Raw genomic sequence first — 17,475 nt, 5'->3', positions numbered from 1 at the left:
GTGACGGTGCGGGACTTTGGGCCGGGCTTCCCCCAGGAGGTTTTGGACCGTCTCTTTGAGCCTTTCGTTTCCACCCGTCCGGATGGCCTGGGATTTGGCCCGGGATTTTGCGGTGACCGCGGTGGATGTCTCGGAAAGCAACCTCCAGTGGTTAGCCCAGCGCAACGTAGCCACGGTGAAGGCCGATGTCAGCGATGCCGGGGAGCTGGCCCGGGTGGTGCGGGAGGCCTCGTGGGTGGTGAACGCGGTGCCGGGCTTTTTGGGCTACCGGGTGCTCTCCGAGCTTGTGGCCTTGGGCAAGAACGTGGTGGACATTTCCTTCATGCCCGAAGATCCCCGGGCCCTGGATGGGGAAGCCAAGGCCAAAGGGCTTTTGGTGGCGGTGGACTGCGGGGTGGCCCCGGGGCTTTCCCATCTGGTGCTGGGCTACTGGTACGCCCAAGCTGCGAACCTCGAGCGCTTTACCTGCTACGTGGGCGGTTTGCCCAAGGAACGGGTGCTGCCCTGGGAGTACAAGGCCCCCTTTTCGCCAGTGGACGTGCTGGAGGAGTACACGCGGCCAGCACGGTTGCGCCGGAACGGTGCGGTCGTGACGCTACCGGCTATGGCTGAGCCGGAGCTTGTTTACATCCCGGAGGTGGGTACGCTGGAGGCCTTCCTCACCGACGGCATGCGCACGGCCCTGGAAACCATCCCCATTCCCCACATGGAGGAAAAAACCCTGCGCTACCCGGGCTACCGGGAGAAGATCCTGCTGCTTAAGACCTCGGGGCTTTTGGACGGGGAGCCGGTGGAGGTTTCGGGGGTGAAGGTTTCACCGCTTTCGGTGACGGCCAAGGCGTTGGCCAGAGCGTGGCAGTTTGCGGAAAACGAAGCGGACCTCACGGTCATGGTGCTCAAAGCCGAGGGGTTTTTTGCTGGAGAACGGCAGGAGCGGTCGCTTTTCCTTTACGATAACTTCGATCCCGCCACCGGCCTTTCATCCATGGCCCGCTCCACCGGCTTTACCGCCACGGCGGTGCTCCGGGCCCTGGTGGCCGGTTACCACCGCGCGCCGGGGGTGCTGGTGCCGGAGGTTTTGGGGCAAAACGCAGATCTCACCCGCTTTGTGGTTTCTTCGCTGCGGGAGCGAGGACTTGCCATCCGTGCGGAGGATTTATGACGCGCTCGCCTTGGGTTCGGCTGGCTTTGGCGCTTCTGGCGCTTACCGTTTTGGCCCTGGGGGCGTTGCGATCGGCGCGGGTATGGGCCGAAAGGCAGTTTGAAAAGGAGCTGGGGAGCCTGGAGCCGGCCGCCTACACCCGCCCGGCGGTGAAAACCGACGACAACGCTGCCCGCTACTTTCTGGCCGCCGTGGGCAAGCTGCGGGTGGAGGAAGAGGAAGCCAAGCTCCTGGCAGCTTGGGCCCTTCACCCCGAGGATCCAGCAGACGGGCGCCTGTCCGCTCTTGTGGCCAAAAACGAGCCGGCGTTGCGCCTGGCCAAACAGGGGGCCGGGCTTTTTTCCAGCTTTTACGGTTTGGACTACGCCAGCGGCTTTCACGCCGCGCTTCCCGATCTCCCGCAGCTGGTTACCCTGGGGCGGCTTTTGGGCTTGGAGGCACGCCTTGCTCGGGAACGGGGGGAAACGGGGCGAATGGTGTCCGCCCTTTCGGCGCTGGCAAGCCTTGCGGCGAGCTTGGAGTCCGAGCCGGGGATCACGGTGTTCCATGCAGGGGTGAGCCTGGAGCGCCTGCAGCTTGCCGAGCTGGCCCTGGCTCTGGAGGATCCCCGCCTGCCTACCGCAAAGCTTGCGCAGCTGAGGGATGCCTTTTCACCGGTAGCGCTGGAGGAGGTGTTTCGCCGGGTGGTGGGGCTGGAGGAGGCGTCGCTGCGTCAGGAGGTTCCGGAGAAAACCGGGCTCGCCACCTTTGGGGCGGCGGATTTCTGGCGTTTTTCCGGCGCACAAAAGGCGCGCAAGCTTGCGGCTCTGGGGGCACAACCTTGCGCCCGGTGGGCGGCGGACACCCGTTGGGAGGAGCTCGGCAACCACGAAGCCCGGCTGCTTTTGGTCTTGGCGCAGGCGCAAGGGGTGCGGGCCTCGCGTTTGTTGCTGCAAACCGCCACGCTTTGCCTTCGCCACCACGGGGAACACGGCAGCCTCCCCGCTTCTTTGGGGTTTTTCCCGGAAGCGCTGCGCGAAAACCCGTTTACCGGTAAGCCGCTGGCTTACGATGCCAGCACCGGGAGCCTGGCGGTGCCCGATGGAACCGCGCTGTGGAGCACGCTTCGCCTGCCCGCACCCCCGCCGCCGTTTACCGTTCGGTTGCCTCTGGGGGCGGAAAAACCCGCACGCCGGTCTCGCGAATAGCCTTCCGCAGGCTTTCCGGCAGGCGGTGCCAGTCCACCAGGTCCACGGTGAAGGGCAGGGTGGAGTCCGAAAAAGCCTGGGACAGGCGGGCCAAAAGGGTGAGCGGCACGGGTTCTGGAGCTTTCAGCACCAAGTTCAGGTCGGAAAAACGCTGGGCCTTTTCCGTGACCCGGGAGCCAAAGGCCCACACCTCGTACCCTGCCGGCAAATCCGCAAGAAGCGAGCGAACCAGCTGCAGCTGGCGGGGCTCGAGGTCAAGCGCCTCGCTACTCTTTGGGGAAGTGCTCCACCTTCACCTGGAGATGGCCCGCCAGTTGATCGGCTTCCCGGGTCAAAGCGCGGGCAATCACCACCCTTTGGATTTGGTTGGTGCCCTCGTAAATTTGCGTGATCTTGGCGTCGCGCATGTACTTTTCGATCGGATAGTCGCGGCAGTAGCCGTAACCCCCGAAGAGCTGCACGGCATCGGTGGTGACCCGCATGGCGGTGTCGGTGGCCATCACCTTGGCCATGGCGGCCAGCTTGGAGACGTTGGGCAAACCCGCATCAATGGCCCGGGCCGCGGTGTACACCAGCTGCCGCGCCGCTTCAATTTGAATGGCCATGTCCGCCAGCATGAACTGAATGGCCTGGAACGACATCACCGATTGGCCAAACTGCTGGCGCTCAGAGGTGTAGCGGATGGCCCACTCCAAAGCCCCCTGGGCCAACCCCACCGCTTGCGCTGCCACCCCCGGACGGGCGCGGTCCAAGGTCATCATGGCGTTGGCAAAGCCGGTGCCTTCCTTGCCACCGAGCAGGTTCTCGGCGGGGACCCGGCAGTTTTTAAAGTGCAGCTCGTGCACCGGCACGCAGCGGATGCCCATGGTGTCTTCCCGCTTGCCGATTTCAAATCCGGGCGTGCCCTTTTCCACGATGAAGGCGGAAATGCCGCGGGTACCCCGGCTGCGGTCGGTGGCGGCGTACACGGTGTAAAGGGAGGCCACGCCACCGTTGGTGTTCCACTTCTTTTCGCCGTTAATCACGTAGCTGTCGCCGTCCTTTTGGGCGGTGGCAATGAGGGAACCGGCATCGGAGCCAGACCACTTTTCGGAAAGCCCGAAGGCAATGAGCTTTTCCCCCTTGGCCACGGCGGGGAGGTACTTTTGCTTTTGCTCCTCGGTGCCCCCCAGCACGATGGGGAAGCTTCCCAGGGCGTTCACCGCGTAGGCCACACCAATGCCGCCACAGGCCCGGGAGAGCTCTTCCACCACCACGCACATGTCCAGCACACCGGCGCCGTGCCCTCCGTACTCTTTGGGGATCCAGATGCCCATGAGGTCGTAGTCCTTGAGGGCCTGGATCACGCTCCAGGGGTATTCGCCGGTGCGATCCAGCTCTGCGGCCACCGGACGGGCGTACTTTTCCGCCACTTCCCGGGCTCGGGCCTTGTATTCCTGGGTGCGAGGGGGGAGAAGTTCGGTCATGGCAAGCCTCCTTTCGCAAACGGGTGCCATTGTAACAGAAGGGTTTCACGTGGAACGTGGCAAAATGCGCCGTGTTTTCATCGCGGGTTCCCTCGCTTGTGCCCAACCGCTGGTCGCAGATGCTTTCGGCCTTTCCCCCCCGCGTGGACCTCACGGTTTCCAACCCCACCCTGGTGGGTTTGCCCTACCCTCCCGACCTTTTAGCGCCTCTGGCTGACCCCCGGGGGATGGCCTACCACCCCGCGTCGGCGGGGCTTTCCTCGGCCCGGGAGGCGGTGGCCCAGCTTTACCGCGCCCAGGGCCTGCCGGTGTCCCCGGAGCAGATTTTGCTTACCGCTTCCACTTCCGAAAGCTACAGCTTGCTGGCCAAGCTCCTGTGCGAGCCCGGCGAGGGCTTTTTGGTGCCCCAACCTTCCTACCCGCTTTTCGAGCATCTGCTCAGGGCGGAAAGCTGCCAGACGTTTTTTTACCCGCTTCCCGAGGAGACCGGGTTTCGCCTGGATGCCGCCCGCATTTCCCTCCGGGAAGGGGTCAAAGCGGTGGTGGTGGTGCAGCCCAACAACCCCACGGGAACGGTGGTTCCGCCCGGCGAACGGGAAGCGCTTGTGGCGCTGTGCCGGCAACGGGGGTGGGCTCTGGTGGCGGACGAGGTGTTCTGGGAGTTTCCCTTAAGCGAAAGCCCGAGGCAAAGCTTTGCCGGCAACCCCCATTGCCTGACCTTTGTGCTGGGGGGGCTTTCCAAGCTCGTAGGCTTGCCGCAGCTGAAGGTGGGCTGGATGGTGGTTTCAGGGCCGGAAGAGCTGGCAGGGGAGGCCTTCTCGAGGCTTGAGTTTCTGGCCGACACCTACCTTTCGGTGGCCACCCCCACCCAGGAGGCTCTTCCGGAAATCCTGTCCCGGGGGCTTGCGGTCCGCCAGGGCATTGGCGAGCGCGTGAAAGCCAACCTTCAGCTTTTAAAGCAGGAGCTTGCCGCGTTTCCCTTCCTGCAGCTTCTGGAACCGGAAGGCGGCTGGAGCGCGGTGCTGCGCTTCCCCCGGGTGGTAAGCGAAGAGGATTTGGTGTGCGAGCTTTTGGAGAAAAGCGGCGTGGCCCTCTACCCCGGTTTCTTTTTTGATTTCCCCCACGAGGGGTTCCTGGTTGTGAGCCTCCTGGTCCCACCGGAGCATTTGGCCTTCGGCCTTACCGCCCTGGGCCGAACGCTGGAAGGAAAGCTTGCAAGCTGTGCGGAACCGGGAAGCTAAGCCCCCAATGCGCTTTGTGGTTAGGCGGTCTTTTGTGGCCTATCGACTATTGGTGTGGTTTGTCCCTAACGCCGCGGGCTCCGCAGCATCCAGCCGGTGCCAACCCTACGGTTTTGGCCGGGGCGTTTCCGCGCTCCCTGCCGAGGTCTGTAAGCCGAAACGTGCCTTTTTCTGCCGGTTTCGGTAACCTTTGGCCGTGGGAAGGTCGCAGACGCTGGTTAGAAAGCTTGCTGCTGGATTTATCTTTGCCGCTCCGCTGTTCGCTGGCAATGGGCCTTCAAAGGTGTCCTCTTCTTCCCGCGAAACCCTTCTTACTGTTTCCCCACCAAAACTAACCAAAGGCCCATGCGTGGTGTCGCCAGCAAAAAGCGGTATGGAGGCGGGGAAGGACAACGGGAGCGATGCGGTCCTAAAAGCCGCACAAGCAGGGGATTGGAGCCTTTGCAGGTGCCTACTGACCCACGGAGCAGAGGTTAGCGCCCGAGACGGGCTCGGCCGGTCAGCTTTACACTACGCCGCCGAGAAAGCCCCCCGGGAGGTCGTTGCGCTCTTATTGGCCAGGTCGAGCGACGTAAACGCTGCGGACAACGGTGGCGTGACCGCGCTGCACCTGGCGGCGGGGAACGGCAGGCGTGAAGTGGTTGAACTTTTGGTGGCCAGAGGAGCTAATGTAAACGCAAGAGATAGCAGCGGCTTGAGCGTCCTCCACCACGCGGCTTTTGGTGGAAGTGCTGAAATAACTGAGTTCTTGATCGATAAGGGCGCGGATGTGAATGCCAGTAACAACGCTGGCGTGACCGTCGTTCACGTGGCGGCTTGGAGTGGCCATCTACCAGTGGTGGAACTCTTAATAGCCAAAGGCGCCGATGCGCAGAGGAAAGCTAGAGATGGGAGGACGACGCTGCATTTTGCAGCCCTCAGTGGAAACCGAGAGGTGGTGGAGTTTCTCCTGGCCAAAGGCTTCGATGTGAACGCCCGCGATGAAGACGGCCAAACGGCGCTGCATTGCGCTTCTTTCCGCGGGAGCCGGGAGGTGGCGGCAGCTCTAATCGCCAGGGGTGCCGACGTTAACGAACGCACTCGACGAGGCGAAACGCCCCTGCAGATAGCCGCCGAGGAGGGCCACCGGGAGGTCGTGGAGTTTTTACTCGCCAACGGTGCCCAGGTAAACGCTGAGGACGATGCCGGCTTCACTGCTCTTCACAGCGCGGCCTACAGAGGCGAGCACCATGTGGTGGAAATATTGGTGGCACATGGAGCCGATGTTAACGCGAAGACTGCTGGCGGACGGACGGTCCTTCACCAGGCGGCCTATAGGGGAAGCCGGGAGATGGTGGAATTTTTGGTGGCCAGAGGCGCCGATTTGAACGCCAGGGACAACGATGGGCAGACGCTGCTTCACGAAGCTGCCTATGGGGGAAGCCGGGAAGTGGTTGAATTTTTGGTAGCCAGAGGCGCGGACGTTAATGCGAAAGACTCCAATGGGCGGAGCGTGCTTCACTCGGCGGTCCTTTCCGGAAAGCGTGACGTGGTAGATTTCTTGATTGCCAGAGGAGTCCAGGTGCAGACGAGGGATAAATGCGGCTGGACCGCCCTTCACGAAGCGGTTCGCAGTAGCAATCCCGAGATAACGAAGGTTCTGATTGCCAAAGGTCTAGATGTCAACGCACGGAATAATTCAGGTGTGACGGTCCTGCACGTGGCAGCCAGGCACGGACGTGGCGATGTAGTTGAGTTGCTGGTTCGTAAAGGCGCTTCTGTCAACGCAAAAGACACCGATGACTGCACCCCTCTTCACGCGGCAGCATTAGGTGGAAGTCTCGAGGTTGTCAAACTTCTGGTTACCAAAGGGGCGAAGGTGAACGCAACGAACAAAGAAGGCTGCACACCTCTGGATTTGGCTTGGAAGGAAGCCGTCGTCAGTTACCTCCGCCGGGTAGGTGGAAAGCCGGGCAGCTGCAGCGAGCGAGGTTGCAATGGGGGGGTGAAGAACTTAAGCAAGATGGGCCTCGAGTGCGCGTACTAGGCTCGAGGTGCCATTCCGTTGCCGGTGGAGAGGGTGCGCCCTGAGGTTTGCTGCTCCCCCGGTCTGGGGTGCAGCAGGGTAAAAATGTGACCTATGGGCTTACCGAACGCAGGCAGGTAGCGCAGCGGACCGGGGGCTTGTGGATCAGGAGACAGGTTAGGGCCTGGGCGGGCCTAGCGACCACCCCCACTCGAACCCTGAGCTCAACTTCAGGGCCTGGAATAAGGCTTTCCAGCCTGCCGGTGACGGTATCAACCCGTTTGCTCCCGCCGACCGGGAAGCACCCCGGTACCTCCCCCTGCGCGTTAAACCGACGAACCGGCAGTGAGCAGCGCACCTCCAGGTAAATTCCGGGGCGAGCGGGGCAGTACATTTGCACCGGCGGCGGCAACGGGCTTAGACTTGCCAACCGTGCGTGGCAAACCGCAAGCAAAGGGGGCAATATGAGCCAGACCACAAGCCTTCGCGAGCAAAAAACCGTGCGCTGGACCGCCATGGCGCTGGTTTCCATGGGCATGCTGTGCGGCTACTACGTGGCCGATGTGGCCTCGCCCTTGAAGCCGCTGTTGGAGGGCCAGCTGGGGTGGACCAGCACCGAGTACGGCTTTTACACCGGGGCTTACGGCTGGTTCAACGTGTTCTTGGGCATGCTGGTGGTTGGGGGCATTGTCCTGGACCGCCTGGGGGCGCGGCTTACGGGCTTTTTGGCCATTGCCTTCATGTTTTTGGGCACGGCGGCCCAATGGTGGGCGCTGGCTACCACCTCCCTGGCCGGTTCCCAGTGGTTAGGGGTGAAGGCCCAGGTTTTGATGGCAGCTTTGGGCTACGCGCTTTTTGGGGTGGGCATCGAGTGGTTTGGCATTACCGCCACCAAGATCATCGTGCGCTGGTTCAAGGGGCATGAAATGGCCTTAGCCATGGGGCTGCAGGTGGCGGTGGGCAGGTTGGGCACCGCTGTTGCTTTGGGAAGCGGTGCGGCCATTGCCGTGGCTTTAAGCGTGGCCGGCCCCTTTATGGTTGGGACCCTGGCGTTGGCCTTTGGCTTGGTGGCCTTTCTGTTTTTTGCTTCGCTGGATCGCCGTCTGGATGCCAGCGAGCGGGGAAGCGAAAGTGCAAACCCGGAGGACCAGTTCCGCCTTTCGGATATTGGCGGAATCCTTTCGGATCGGGGCTTTTGGTTGCTCACCGGGCTTTGCGCGCTTTTTTACTCCGCGGTCTTCCCGTTCTTGAAGTACGCCCCGGACCTCATGGTGCAAAAGTTTGGCATTGAAGAGCGGCTTTCCGGCATCATCCCTTCCCTTCTGCCCTTTGGCACGATCCTGCTTACCCCGTTTTTTGGCAACCTCTACGACCGCAAAGGAAAAGGCGCCACCATCATGCTTTTGGGCGCGCTCTTCATCACCGGTTCCCACCTCTTGCTGGCGGTTCCTTTCCTGAAGTTCTGGCCGGTGGCGGTGGTGGCGGTTTTACTTTTGGGCGTTGGGTTTTCCTTGGTGCCCTCGGCCATGTGGCCATCCGTGCCCAAGATCGTGGAGGAAAGGCGGCTGGGCACCGCGTACGCCCTGATCTTCTTCATCCAAAACCTGGTGGCGCTCATGGGGGTGCCGTACCTCATCGGCTGGGTTTTGGATCGCTTCTGCCTCCGGGGCAAGGAAACCGTTACCCAGGAAATTGCCGGTAAGCTGGAGGAAATCGTCAGGGTGCACTACGACTACACCCTGCCCATGCTGCTGTTCGTGCTGTTTGGCCTGCTGGCGGTGGGCTTTGCGCTGGCTATGAAAGCCGAGGACCGACGCCGGGGCTACGGGTTGGAGCTGCCGGCGGGGAACGTGAAGTGAGTGCGCTCGCCTTAAGACCTTGCTACCCGATCTTGAGCGCTTTGCGCGGCCTTTTTCGCCTTTGGTAAGGTTCGCCTACGGGAAAGGCGCGGGCCACCTCTAGCGCTGCATTGGTGGTCATTGTCGGGTGCCAGGCTTTTTCTCGGGGACGGTTGCTTTAAGGTATGGGCCCCTATGGCAAGCGGGTTTGAAGGCGGGCGCGCCTTGCGGCCCGCACCCACACCCAAACTCCCAAAACGTGTACTGTGGATGCCTGCAGCTACGTACACTGTCAACACTGCCCTGACCGCGGCTCTGGGCACGCCCGCTTAGGCTAGGCCATGCTACACCCGTTCGCGAGTATTTCGCTAAATGTGGCACGAGAATTTGCCGTGCCTTGCCGTTTGCCAAAGGAACTCGGCAAACCACGTCGTTAGGTTTTTCGGGAAGGAAACCGCGGCGGCTCGTAGCAGTCAAGGAACAGCGGAAAGGGTTCGTGGTGATAAACGCCCCAATCACGCCCTTGTTTTTCGTTGTTTGGGGTGAAAATAGGCTTCTAAATATGGGATGACTCCACTTGTTGGGGTAAAGTTTTTTAACTCACCAGGTGAAAGTATGAGAGGAGAGACGTTCCTTCCCTCCAGGCTGGGCAAAACCGGAGGGACAATCACGCCCATTGGGAGGGGCTGCAGCCTTCGCGGTTTATTCCGCACGCACGTGGGCGGGTGTTGCTGGCCCTGGCGAAGGTGCCTTGTGGGAGAAAACTGAGAGGGTTCTTAGGGCCAAAGTAGGTGCGTTAGCAACCGCATCAAAGAGGTCACGTGCGGGCTCGCCACAGGCAAATGACCTGCGGGCATTGCAAGCTTTCGTGAGGTATGAGTTGTGTTCCAGTATTCCCATGCTCGGGCCGGTACCCTGCGGTACCGGCTGTACGCGGTGGCTGCGACCGTGGCGCGCTGACCGGATGTTGGTTTAGGGCTTTGTAAGGTTTTAAAAGAGGTTTTCAGCACTGACGCTTTCGCTCGGTCTGTTGGCTGCCGGCTGGCTTAGAAAAAGAGGCTTCGCCGCAGACCCAGCTGCTACCAAGACCACAGAAAGGAAAAACGGTGCACATTGTGTTTTTCCCTGTGCCGAACACACCCCAGCAACCACAAACCAAAAAACCACAGGCGTGAACAACTCCAGCACCTTAACCCTCATCCCCAAAAACTACTCTTCCAAACCAACTCCCGCACTAATCGCGGAATTTAGGGAAATGGGGCAGACTTCCCTCAGGAGCGATCACTGTGGTACGCTGAATGTTAGGTGGCGGAGCCTAACGGCTAGGGCGGTATCACCTTTCACCGCTCATGAAGGGGATGACGACCCAGCACAGGGCGAGGAGATGAGTAAGCGGGTTAGAGGACGGTTGCCGTTCAAGCAGTCGGGCGAGGACGTAACGATTTTTCCGTTCGCCCGCATAATCAACCCGGAACGGATCATAGTTGGAGACTCCGTGATCATCGACGATTTCGTGTTCCTTATGGCGGGGCAAGAAACCGTGATTGGCAGTTTTGTCCATTTGGCCTCGTTTTCTTCGTTTCTAGGCGGTGGGCGCCTGGTAATTGAGGACTTTGCTGGTGTGTCCAGTGGTTGTCGTATCTATACCGGCACGGACGATTTTAGTGGGGAAGGGCTCACCGGCCCCACGATTCCTTCGCCATTCCGGGCTGTGGTTCGGTCTTTTGTACACATCGGGCGGCATGCTGTAGTCGGGGCAAACTCGGTCATTTTACCTGGGGTCACGCTGGGGGAGGGGTGTGCGATTGGGGCTAACTCGTTGGTAAACCATGACGTGGAGCCGTGGATGGTGTACGCCCGCGTTCCGGCGCGGCCGCTCCGCCCGCGGAGAAGCGATCGCATCAAGTTCTTGGAGGCTGAGCTCAGGAAGGCGTGTTACGATAGCCAGGGCCGCTACATACCTAAGCAACGCCGCTTAGGGCTGGAGGAGGCCTAAGAGGCGCTGCAATGCACCTTCCGATCGCTCGCCCTTCGCTCCCGCCGCTGGATGAGTTTGTGAATGTGTTGCGTGAGCTCTGGGAAACTCGCATGCTTTCTAATTTTGGCCGATATGCCTGCCAGTTCGAGCAGCGTGCTGCGGATTTCGTCGGCAACCCGCACGTGGCAGCGGTTGCCAACTGTGACCTCGGTCTTGTGATCTCTCTCGCGGCTCTCGAGCTTCCGAAGGGCGCGCCTTGTTTAGTACCGTCTTTCACGTTCAACTCGACAATTAACTCGATAATCTGGAACGGGCTTCGGCCGGTCTTTGTGGATGCAGATCCAGAGACATTCAATGCCGACCCCAATGATGTTCGCCGACGCTTGGAAGAAGGGGCTGCGGCCATCGTGGTTACCCATGTTTTTGGAAGTCCCGCGGATATTGATGCGATCATGGAGCTGGCCAAAACAGCCGGCGTGCCAGTGGTCTTCGATGCGGCGCATGCCTTTGGTGCTGAATATCGGGGTAAACGAATAGGGCATCCATCCCTCGGTGCACTTCAGGTGTTTAGCTTTTCTGGAACCAAACCAATCACCGCTGCCGAAGGGGGATTAATTGCAGCCGCTGATGGCCGTCTTATCGACCGCATTTTGAAGTTGCGGGCGTATGGTTTCCGCTACGACTACATTTCCGATGTGGTGGGGCTCAACGCGAAGCTTTCAGAGCTCCACGCTGCGCTTGGTTGGTTGCTCCTCGGCCAGGCAGAAGAGGTGATCTTGGCCAGGAATCGCCTGGCTGCGTATTACCGGGGACAGCTCGCAACGTGTCCTGAAGTCAGTTTCCAGAAGCTCCTGCCGCATTGCCGATCGACCTTTAAGGACTTTGCTATTGTCTGTGCGGATGGGCGCGATGAACTAGCCAGTTGCCTCGCCCGTGCCGGAGTCCAGACGAAAAAGTACTTTGTTCCCCTACATACCATGCCGGCCTACCGGCGTTTCGGCTCTGGAAATGACGACCTTGCCGATACCGAGGCTTTATCGGCACGGGTCTTGTGCCTTCCCATTTTTAACGAGATGTCCGAGCGGGAGGCTGATAGGGTGTGCGAAACCATCCTTCGCTTCTATGGACGGACCTAAGCTTGTTAATCTTTGTCGTCTCGCTTTGCTCCGAGCGATAGTGAAGTTACGGTCAGAACCAGGGATGCAACCCCTGGTTAGCGTTACGATTCCCACCTTTAATCGCGGGGAACTCCTCACTACGCGGACCTTGCCAAGCGTTCTCGGTCAAAGGTGGCGCAACCTCGAGGTTATCGTTGTCGGTGATGGTTGCACCGACGACACGGAACAACGATTGCGTGCACTTGGTGACCCCAGGGTGCGCTGGGTCAACCTCCCCCGGCGGGGCGAATACCCTGAAGATCCGCTTCACCGGTGGATGGTGGCGGGAACCGATGCTGCCAATTACGCTCTCAAGCTAGTGCGTGGCGAGTGGATCTCCTTTGTTGACGATGATGATGTGGTGGAACCTGATCACCTGGAGGTCTTGGTAGGGCATGCCCTTGCCACCGGCGCAGAGTTTGTGTATGGAGCGGGCTGGTTCCACCGCTCGCCAGAGGAGGTCATACGTATTGGGGGGTGGCCTCCCGAACCAGGCCGTGTCATGCATTCTGCTGTTGTGTATCGTGCCTATCTTCGGTTCTTACGGTACGACAAGGAGGCCTGGCGCGAGGGCATAGGGGGAGACGCTCACCTCTGGCGCAGAATGCGCGCGCTGGGAGTTCGCATGAGTTTTGTCGACAGGGTTGTGTGCAGCTCGCCGCTTCGTCCAGGCGAACAACTGCGTGGCCAACGTGCTGCCGAGGCTGCGCGAGCGCTGTGGGTCACCACAAAGCAGGGCTCCTAAACCCCACATCATGGTTGCAGGAAATGGTTGAGGGCCCTTGTTTCCCGGCGTGCGAACCCTTGGGGACGCGAAAGACCAGCTGCCGTTTTTTGCTGTCTTTCGCTGGGTAAGCGGTGGGCTTTGCGCTGGCTTTGAAAGCCGAGGACCGGCGCCGGGGCTACGGGTTGGAGCTGCCGGCGGGAAACGTGAAGTAACTACAGCCAGCCGCGGCGGCGAAAGGCGCGCAGCATCCCCAGGGCCAGCACCACCATGATCGCCCAGAGGGCGGGGTAAGCCCAGGGCCAGGCCAGCTCCGGCATGTGCTGGAAGTTCATGCCGTAAACCCCAACGATGAAGGTGAGGGGCAGGAAGATCGTGCCAATGACGGTTAAGACCTTCATCACCTCGTTGGTGCGCTGGGCCACGGTGGAAAGGTAAAGCTCCAGGAGGCTCGCCGCGGTTTCCCGGTAGCTTTCCAAAATGTCCAGAAGGTAGAGGACGTGATCCTGCACGTCCCGCACGAAAACCCGCACCTCAGGGCTTAAAAGCGGACTTTCCTCCCGCAAAAGCGCCCCCACTGCCTCGCGCAGCGGCCAGAGGGAACGGCGCAGCCGCAAGAGGTCGCGGCGGAGCTGATGGAGTTGCGGCAGGATTTGGTCGTGTTGCTGCAGCAAAACCTCCTCCATGCCCTCCAGCCGCTCCCCTAGCTTTTCCAAAACCGGGAAGAAGTGGTCCACCGCGGCGTCCACCAGGGCGTAGGCGAGGTAGTCGCTGCCAAACTGGAAAAGCCGGCCGGAGCCTAAAGCCAGCCGCTTTTCCACGGTGGCAAAGAAGGGGTTGGGCTTTTCCTCCACGCTCACCACCAGGTCGGAAAACACCAAAAGGCTCACCTGCACCTCTTCCAGGCCAACTTCGGTGAGCGCTGGCACATCCACCACGAAAAAGAGGTAAGAAGCGTGGGTTTCGGCTTTTGGTCGCTGGCCGGGGTTGAGGATGTCCTCCAGCACCAGGGGGTGGACCCCGAGCCTTTTGCCCAGCTCGGCCACCGCGCGGTTGTCGAGGCCGGTGATCCGCAGCCACCCCCGTTCCCGGGGGAGGGCAAGGGCCGCCGCCACCGAAGGGGCTGACGTCTTGCTTACGCCTTTGGAGCCGTAGGTGAACAGCTCGAAACTGGCGCGAACGCCGGTTTCCGGAAGGGTTCCGGGCGAGGTTCCCGGTGGGTGGTAGCGCTTGAGACGCCGAACCATGGCCGGCGTCATTGTACGCTTTTAACCTGCCCCGGAAATTGCCCGCGAGAAAGCCTTACGTTTCGCTCTTTTGGGCAAAGCGCTCCCACTCGGACTCAAAGGAGAGGGAGGCCAGCGAGCGCATGCGGTCCAAAAACACCACGCCGTCCAGGTGGTCGTACTCGTGCTGGATGACCCGGGCGTGGAAGCCCGAAGCCTCGAACTCCACCACCTCGCCTTCCAGGTTTTGAGCCTTCACCCCCACGCGCAGGTATCGGGGCACGAGACCCCGAAGACCGGGGATGGAAAGGCAGCCCTCCCAGTCCTCCTCCTGGCGCTGGTCCAGAGGCGTGAGCACGGGGTTGACCAAAACCCGAGGGGGAACGTCTTCCCCGTAATCCGCCGGCACGTAGTAAGCGAAAACCCGCCACCCCACGGCAATTTGCGGCGCCGCCAAGCCTACCCCGGAGGCGGCGTGCATGGTGCGCACCAGGTCCAGGGCCAGCTCCCGCAGCTTGCGGGTGCCAAAGCGCTCGGGGGGGACCTCCTGGGCCCGCTCCCGTAACACCGGGTGCCCCAGGCGCACCACCTCGCGAATGCGGCCGGCGTTACCGGCCATCTCTAAGCTTGCCAGGGAGGCCAGGTTTGGGGGGGAAGAAATGGCCACCCTTACTCCACCGCAAAGGAATGCCCGCAGCCGCAGGAACGCACGGCGTTGGGGTTGTCCACCACAAAGCCGGAACCGCGGAAGTCTTCCACGAAATCCACGGTGGCCCCGGCCAGGTACTGGGCGGACAGGGGATCAATGACCACGGTGATGCCGTGGGCTTCAATAACCGTGTCGCCTTCTTGCCGGTCGTCAAAGGTAAACCCGTACTGGAAACCGGAGCAACCGCCGCCCTCGATGAAGATCCGCAGGGCCTTTCCCGCCGCTTCCGGCATCGTTTGCGCAAAGAACTTCACCTTTTCCGCAGCCTTTTCAGTCAGTTCCACCATGCAAAAACCTCCTGGAGCCTCAACGCTCCGCGAGAATAAACCCTTATTGCGGCGTTTTCATTCCCTCACAACCCCTGCTCGGCCAGGAAGCGCTCGGCTTCAATAGCGGCCATGCAGCCGCTGCCGGCGGCGGTGACCGCCTGGCGGTACACGTGGTCCTGCACGTCCCCACAGGCAAAAACGCCGGGCACCGAGGTCCTGGTGGTTCCCGGCTGGGTCACGATGTAGCCGGCGGCGTCCAGCTCCAGCTGGCCCACGAAGAGCTCGGTGTTGGGCTTGTGGCCAATGGCCAGGAACACGCCCTGGGTGGGGTAGGTGGTGCGCTCGCCGGTGCGGGTGTTTTCCAAAACCACTGCTTCCACGCCCTTTTCCTTGCTGCCCAGGATGTCGGCCACCACCGAGTTCCACACAAAGGCAATCTTTGGGTGGGCTTTGGCCCTTTCCTGCATGATTTTGGAGGCCCGCAGTTGATCACGCCGGTGAACCACCGTCACCTTGGTGGCGTAGCGGGTGAGGAAGAGCGCTTCCTCCATGGCGGTGTCGCCTCCGCCCACCACCACCACCTCTTTGTCCTTGAAGAAGAACCCGTCGCAGGTGGCGCAGGCGGAAACCCCGTAGCCCATGAGCTCCTTTTCCGCCGGAAGCCCCAGAAGCCTTGCGGAAGCACCGGTGGCAATGATCAAGGCGTCGGCTGTGAACTCACCGTGATCCCCGGTTTGTACCCAAAAGGGCCGGCGGGAAAGGTCCACCTTTTCGGCCTGGGTGAAAAGCACTTCGGCGCCGAACCTCTGGGCTTGCTCCCGCATGCGGTTCATGAGCTCCGGGCCCTGGATGCCCTCGGGAAAACCGGGGAAGTTCTCCACCTCGGTGGTGATGGTGAGCTGTCCACCTGGCTGCATGCCCTCCAGCACTACCGGGGAAAGCTCCGCCCGGGCGGTGTAAATGGCGGCGGTAAGCCCCGCCGGTCCCGAACCCAAGATCAAAACCCGCACCCTGCGCCCCGTCCCCATCGTCCATCCCTCCGCTGGGGATTCTACTCGCAAGGCAGCCGCAACGTTACGGGCTGGCGCCGGCGGAAGTAAAAAACCTCATTGACCCCTAGCCGCGAAAGCCGCGGGATGACTTCGGAAAACCCAAAGCCGACTTCCTCGGGGGCATGGGCATCGGAGGAAAGCACCAGCGGCACGCCTGCCGCGACCAGCCTTTCCAGCAGGGAAGGCGAGGGGTAATCCTCGCCCACCGGCTTGCGACGGCCGGCGGTGGAAACTTCCACGGCGGTGCCGGTGGCCGTGAGCGCCGCGATCACTCTGGACTCCAGGTCGGCCAAGGGCCTCTCCGGAAAAAAGCCAAACTTCTTGGGTAGGTCCAGGTGCGCCATGACGTCAAAAAGCTGCGAGCGGATGGCTTTTTCCAGCTTCTGCCAGTAGGCGCCCCAGATAGCCTCCACCTTTGCCGGGCCCTGCTCGTAAAGCTTTTGCGATGAGGGGGCATCCACCCAAAAGCCGTCCAGCCAGTGCACCGAGCCCAAAACCACATCGAAGGGGTAACTCTGCAAGATCTCGGCTAGCCGCGCCTCGTGGCCTTCCACGTAGTCAGCTTCGATGCCCAAAAGCACCTCAATGGTGCCCCGGTACTTCTCCTTGAGGGCCAGCACGCTGTCCACGTATGCCGGGAGCTGCTCCGGGGCCATGGCCAGGGTAGGATCGTGGGCTTCGGGGGGCAGCCAGTAAAAGGGGATGTGGTCGGTGACCGCCACCACCGAAAGCCCCAGGGCGATGGCCTGCCGCACGTAATCCTCCTCGTGCCCCCGGGCGTGCCCACAGCGGAAGGTGTGGGTGTGGAGGTCGGCAAGGCCTGAAGCAGCTAGCACGCGCCCATGATCTCCTGGAGGATGGCTTCGGCGGCGGCTCGCGGGTCGGGGGCCTGGGTGATGGGGCGACCCACCACGATGAAATCGGCACCTTGTGCTACCGCTTGCGCTGGCGTGGCCACCCGGCGCTGGTCTCCCGCGGCGGCGCCGGCGGGACGGATGCCGGGGGTGAGGAGCACGAAAGGGGGAGGGAAATCGCCCCGCAGCAGGGGCAGCTCCTGGGCCGAGCACACCACCCCGGAAAGGCCAGCGGCTTGGGCCAAACGCGTCCAGTGCCTGACCCTCTCCCCAGGCGAGCCGGGGAGGTTCAGCTCGCGGAGGGTTTCATCGTCCAGGGAGGTCAGCACCGTCACGGCCAGAACCAGCGGTGGTTTTTGCCCCGGCGGGGTGCCCGCCTCGGCCCCCGCCCGGGCGGCTTCCATCATCGGGCGCCGCCAGCCGCGTGCACGTTGAACATGCTCACGCCCAGGCGGGCGCAGGCAAACGCCGCTCGCTCCACGGTGTTGGGGATGTCGTGGAGCTTGAGGTCCAAAAAGACCTTTTCCCCCCGTTCCACCAGCCACCTCACAAAATCCGGGCCTAAGGCGGTAAACGCTTCCAGGCCCACCTTAAAAACCCCCACCGA

General features: G+C 61.7%; 18 protein-coding genes. 8 read left to right on the top strand and 10 right to left on the bottom strand.

Annotation, left to right across the window (positions count from 1 at the left end; translation table 11 throughout):
- Positions 1 to 82 precede the first annotated feature (82 nt).
- Together EG19_RS09730 and EG19_RS09725 are read left to right on the top strand one after the other, a co-directional pair.
- On the top strand, positions 83 to 1,162 hold the full coding sequence (locus EG19_RS09730; RefSeq protein WP_053335187.1) for a saccharopine dehydrogenase family protein: 1,080 nt from the start codon (positions 83 to 85) through the stop codon (positions 1,160 to 1,162).
- Positions 1,159 to 2,349: a hypothetical protein gene (locus tag EG19_RS09725; RefSeq protein ID WP_038049974.1), complete on the top strand. Its 1,191-nt coding sequence runs from the start codon at positions 1,159 to 1,161 to the stop codon at positions 2,347 to 2,349. Before EG19_RS09730 ends, EG19_RS09725 begins: the two co-directional genes overlap by 4 nt.
- On the opposite strand, the gene EG19_RS09720 is transcribed toward EG19_RS09725, so the two are convergent.
- Positions 2,294 to 2,539 (bottom strand): nucleotidyltransferase family protein, encoded by a 246-nt coding sequence (locus tag EG19_RS09720; RefSeq protein WP_081800098.1) that lies wholly within the window; start codon positions 2,537 to 2,539, stop codon positions 2,294 to 2,296. The two genes, EG19_RS09725 and EG19_RS09720, sit on opposite strands and share 56 nt — an antisense overlap.
- A 76-nt stretch (positions 2,540 to 2,615) precedes the next feature.
- Positions 2,616 to 3,815, bottom strand: a complete 1,200-nt coding sequence (locus EG19_RS09715) for an acyl-CoA dehydrogenase family protein (protein WP_053335185.1) — start codon at positions 3,813 to 3,815, stop codon at positions 2,616 to 2,618.
- Positions 3,816 to 3,871: 56 nt separating this feature from the next.
- Between EG19_RS09715 and EG19_RS09710 the strand changes: the two genes are divergently transcribed.
- From EG19_RS09710 to EG19_RS09700, 3 genes are all read left to right on the top strand, one after another.
- Positions 3,872 to 5,056 carry a pyridoxal phosphate-dependent aminotransferase gene (locus tag EG19_RS09710; protein WP_152544022.1) on the top strand — a complete coding sequence of 395 codons (1,185 nt, stop codon included), beginning with the start codon at positions 3,872 to 3,874 and terminating at the stop codon, positions 5,054 to 5,056.
- Positions 5,057 to 5,252: 196 nt separating this feature from the next.
- Positions 5,253 to 7,082 carry an ankyrin repeat domain-containing protein gene (locus tag EG19_RS09705; RefSeq protein WP_152544021.1) on the top strand — a complete coding sequence of 610 codons (1,830 nt, stop codon included), beginning with the start codon at positions 5,253 to 5,255 and terminating at the stop codon, positions 7,080 to 7,082.
- Between the two features lie 443 nt (positions 7,083 to 7,525).
- The gene (locus EG19_RS09700; RefSeq protein WP_038049971.1) at positions 7,526 to 8,920 is read left to right on the top strand and encodes an MFS transporter; all 1,395 of its coding nucleotides are present in this window, start codon (positions 7,526 to 7,528) and stop codon (positions 8,918 to 8,920) included.
- Positions 8,921 to 9,889: 969 nt separating this feature from the next.
- Here EG19_RS09700 and EG19_RS09695 read toward each other — a convergent pair.
- Positions 9,890 to 10,099: a hypothetical protein gene (locus EG19_RS09695; protein ID WP_038049970.1), complete on the bottom strand. Its 210-nt coding sequence runs from the start codon at positions 10,097 to 10,099 to the stop codon at positions 9,890 to 9,892.
- A gap of 295 nt (positions 10,100 to 10,394) precedes the next feature.
- Here EG19_RS09695 and EG19_RS09690 point away from each other — a divergent pair, with 295 nt between their 5' ends.
- From EG19_RS09690 to EG19_RS14470, 3 genes are read left to right on the top strand one after another with little or no spacing between them, the layout of a single operon-like run.
- A complete protein-coding gene (locus EG19_RS09690; protein WP_235208729.1) occupies positions 10,395 to 10,895 on the top strand; it encodes an acyltransferase in 501 nt (166 codons plus the stop codon).
- 11 nt (positions 10,896 to 10,906) lie between these two features.
- The gene (locus tag EG19_RS09685; RefSeq protein ID WP_038049968.1) at positions 10,907 to 12,013 is read left to right on the top strand and encodes a DegT/DnrJ/EryC1/StrS family aminotransferase; all 1,107 of its coding nucleotides are present in this window, start codon (positions 10,907 to 10,909) and stop codon (positions 12,011 to 12,013) included.
- Positions 12,000 to 12,779 carry a glycosyltransferase family 2 protein gene (locus EG19_RS14470; RefSeq protein WP_053335182.1) on the top strand — a complete coding sequence of 260 codons (780 nt, stop codon included), beginning with the start codon at positions 12,000 to 12,002 and terminating at the stop codon, positions 12,777 to 12,779. The genes EG19_RS09685 and EG19_RS14470 overlap by 14 nt, the downstream gene beginning before the upstream one ends.
- A 194-nt stretch (positions 12,780 to 12,973) precedes the next feature.
- Here the strand turns inward: EG19_RS14470 and corA are convergent, their stop codons facing one another.
- The 7 genes from corA to EG19_RS14305 all read right to left on the bottom strand — a co-directional run.
- Positions 12,974 to 14,005, bottom strand: coding sequence for a magnesium/cobalt transporter CorA (gene corA / locus EG19_RS09675; protein ID WP_038049989.1), 1,032 nt, complete (start codon positions 14,003 to 14,005; stop codon positions 12,974 to 12,976).
- A 55-nt stretch (positions 14,006 to 14,060) separates the two neighbouring features.
- Entirely contained in the window at positions 14,061 to 14,651 is a 591-nt protein-coding gene (gene def / locus EG19_RS09670; RefSeq protein ID WP_200867141.1) for a peptide deformylase, read from the bottom strand.
- A gap of 2 nt (positions 14,652 to 14,653) precedes the next feature.
- Positions 14,654 to 14,980 (bottom strand): iron-sulfur cluster insertion protein ErpA, encoded by a 327-nt coding sequence (erpA, locus tag EG19_RS09665; RefSeq protein ID WP_038049967.1) that lies wholly within the window; start codon positions 14,978 to 14,980, stop codon positions 14,654 to 14,656.
- Positions 14,981 to 15,045: 65 nt separating this feature from the next.
- Positions 15,046 to 15,990, bottom strand: a complete 945-nt coding sequence (gene trxB, locus EG19_RS09660) for a thioredoxin-disulfide reductase (RefSeq protein ID WP_038049965.1) — start codon at positions 15,988 to 15,990, stop codon at positions 15,046 to 15,048.
- Between the two features lie 23 nt (positions 15,991 to 16,013).
- Positions 16,014 to 16,850, bottom strand: coding sequence for a histidinol-phosphatase HisJ family protein (locus tag EG19_RS09655; RefSeq protein ID WP_038049964.1), 837 nt, complete (start codon positions 16,848 to 16,850; stop codon positions 16,014 to 16,016).
- Complete coding sequence (gene pyrF, locus EG19_RS09650; protein WP_053335180.1) at positions 16,844 to 17,275, bottom strand: orotidine-5'-phosphate decarboxylase; 432 nt, start codon at positions 17,273 to 17,275, stop codon at positions 16,844 to 16,846. Before pyrF ends, EG19_RS09655 begins: the two co-directional genes overlap by 7 nt.
- The coding region (locus tag EG19_RS14305; RefSeq protein WP_200867140.1) for an orotidine 5'-phosphate decarboxylase / HUMPS family protein at positions 17,272 to 17,475 on the bottom strand (204 nt) is incomplete at its 5' end. The genes pyrF and EG19_RS14305, both read right to left, overlap by 4 nt.

Source organism: Thermoanaerobaculum aquaticum (assembly GCF_000687145.1).
Taxonomy (GTDB): Bacteria; Acidobacteriota; Thermoanaerobaculia; order Thermoanaerobaculales; family Thermoanaerobaculaceae; genus Thermoanaerobaculum; species Thermoanaerobaculum aquaticum.
Note: the sequence above shows the minus strand (reverse complement) of the source record. Positions and strands in the feature narration are given on the sequence as shown.

Coding starts and splice junctions, on each gene's coding strand:
- EG19_RS14470 (WP_053335182.1), top strand. CDS start 12,000: ATGGACGGACCTAAGCTTGTTAATCTTTGTCGTCTCGCTTTGCTCCGA.
- EG19_RS09730 (WP_053335187.1), top strand. CDS start 83: ATGGCCTGGGATTTGGCCCGGGATTTTGCGGTGACCGCGGTGGATGTC.
- pyrF (WP_053335180.1), bottom strand. CDS start 17,275: ATGATGGAAGCCGCCCGGGCGGGGGCCGAGGCGGGCACCCCGCCGGGG.
- EG19_RS09695 (WP_038049970.1), bottom strand. CDS start 10,099: ATGAGGGTTAAGGTGCTGGAGTTGTTCACGCCTGTGGTTTTTTGGTTT.
- EG19_RS09715 (WP_053335185.1), bottom strand. CDS start 3,815: ATGACCGAACTTCTCCCCCCTCGCACCCAGGAATACAAGGCCCGAGCC.
- EG19_RS09685 (WP_038049968.1), top strand. CDS start 10,907: ATGCACCTTCCGATCGCTCGCCCTTCGCTCCCGCCGCTGGATGAGTTT.
- erpA (WP_038049967.1), bottom strand. CDS start 14,980: ATGGTGGAACTGACTGAAAAGGCTGCGGAAAAGGTGAAGTTCTTTGCG.
- corA (WP_038049989.1), bottom strand. CDS start 14,005: ATGGTTCGGCGTCTCAAGCGCTACCACCCACCGGGAACCTCGCCCGGA.
- EG19_RS09725 (WP_038049974.1), top strand. CDS start 1,159: ATGACGCGCTCGCCTTGGGTTCGGCTGGCTTTGGCGCTTCTGGCGCTT.
- trxB (WP_038049965.1), bottom strand. CDS start 15,990: ATGGGGACGGGGCGCAGGGTGCGGGTTTTGATCTTGGGTTCGGGACCG.
- EG19_RS09700 (WP_038049971.1), top strand. CDS start 7,526: ATGAGCCAGACCACAAGCCTTCGCGAGCAAAAAACCGTGCGCTGGACC.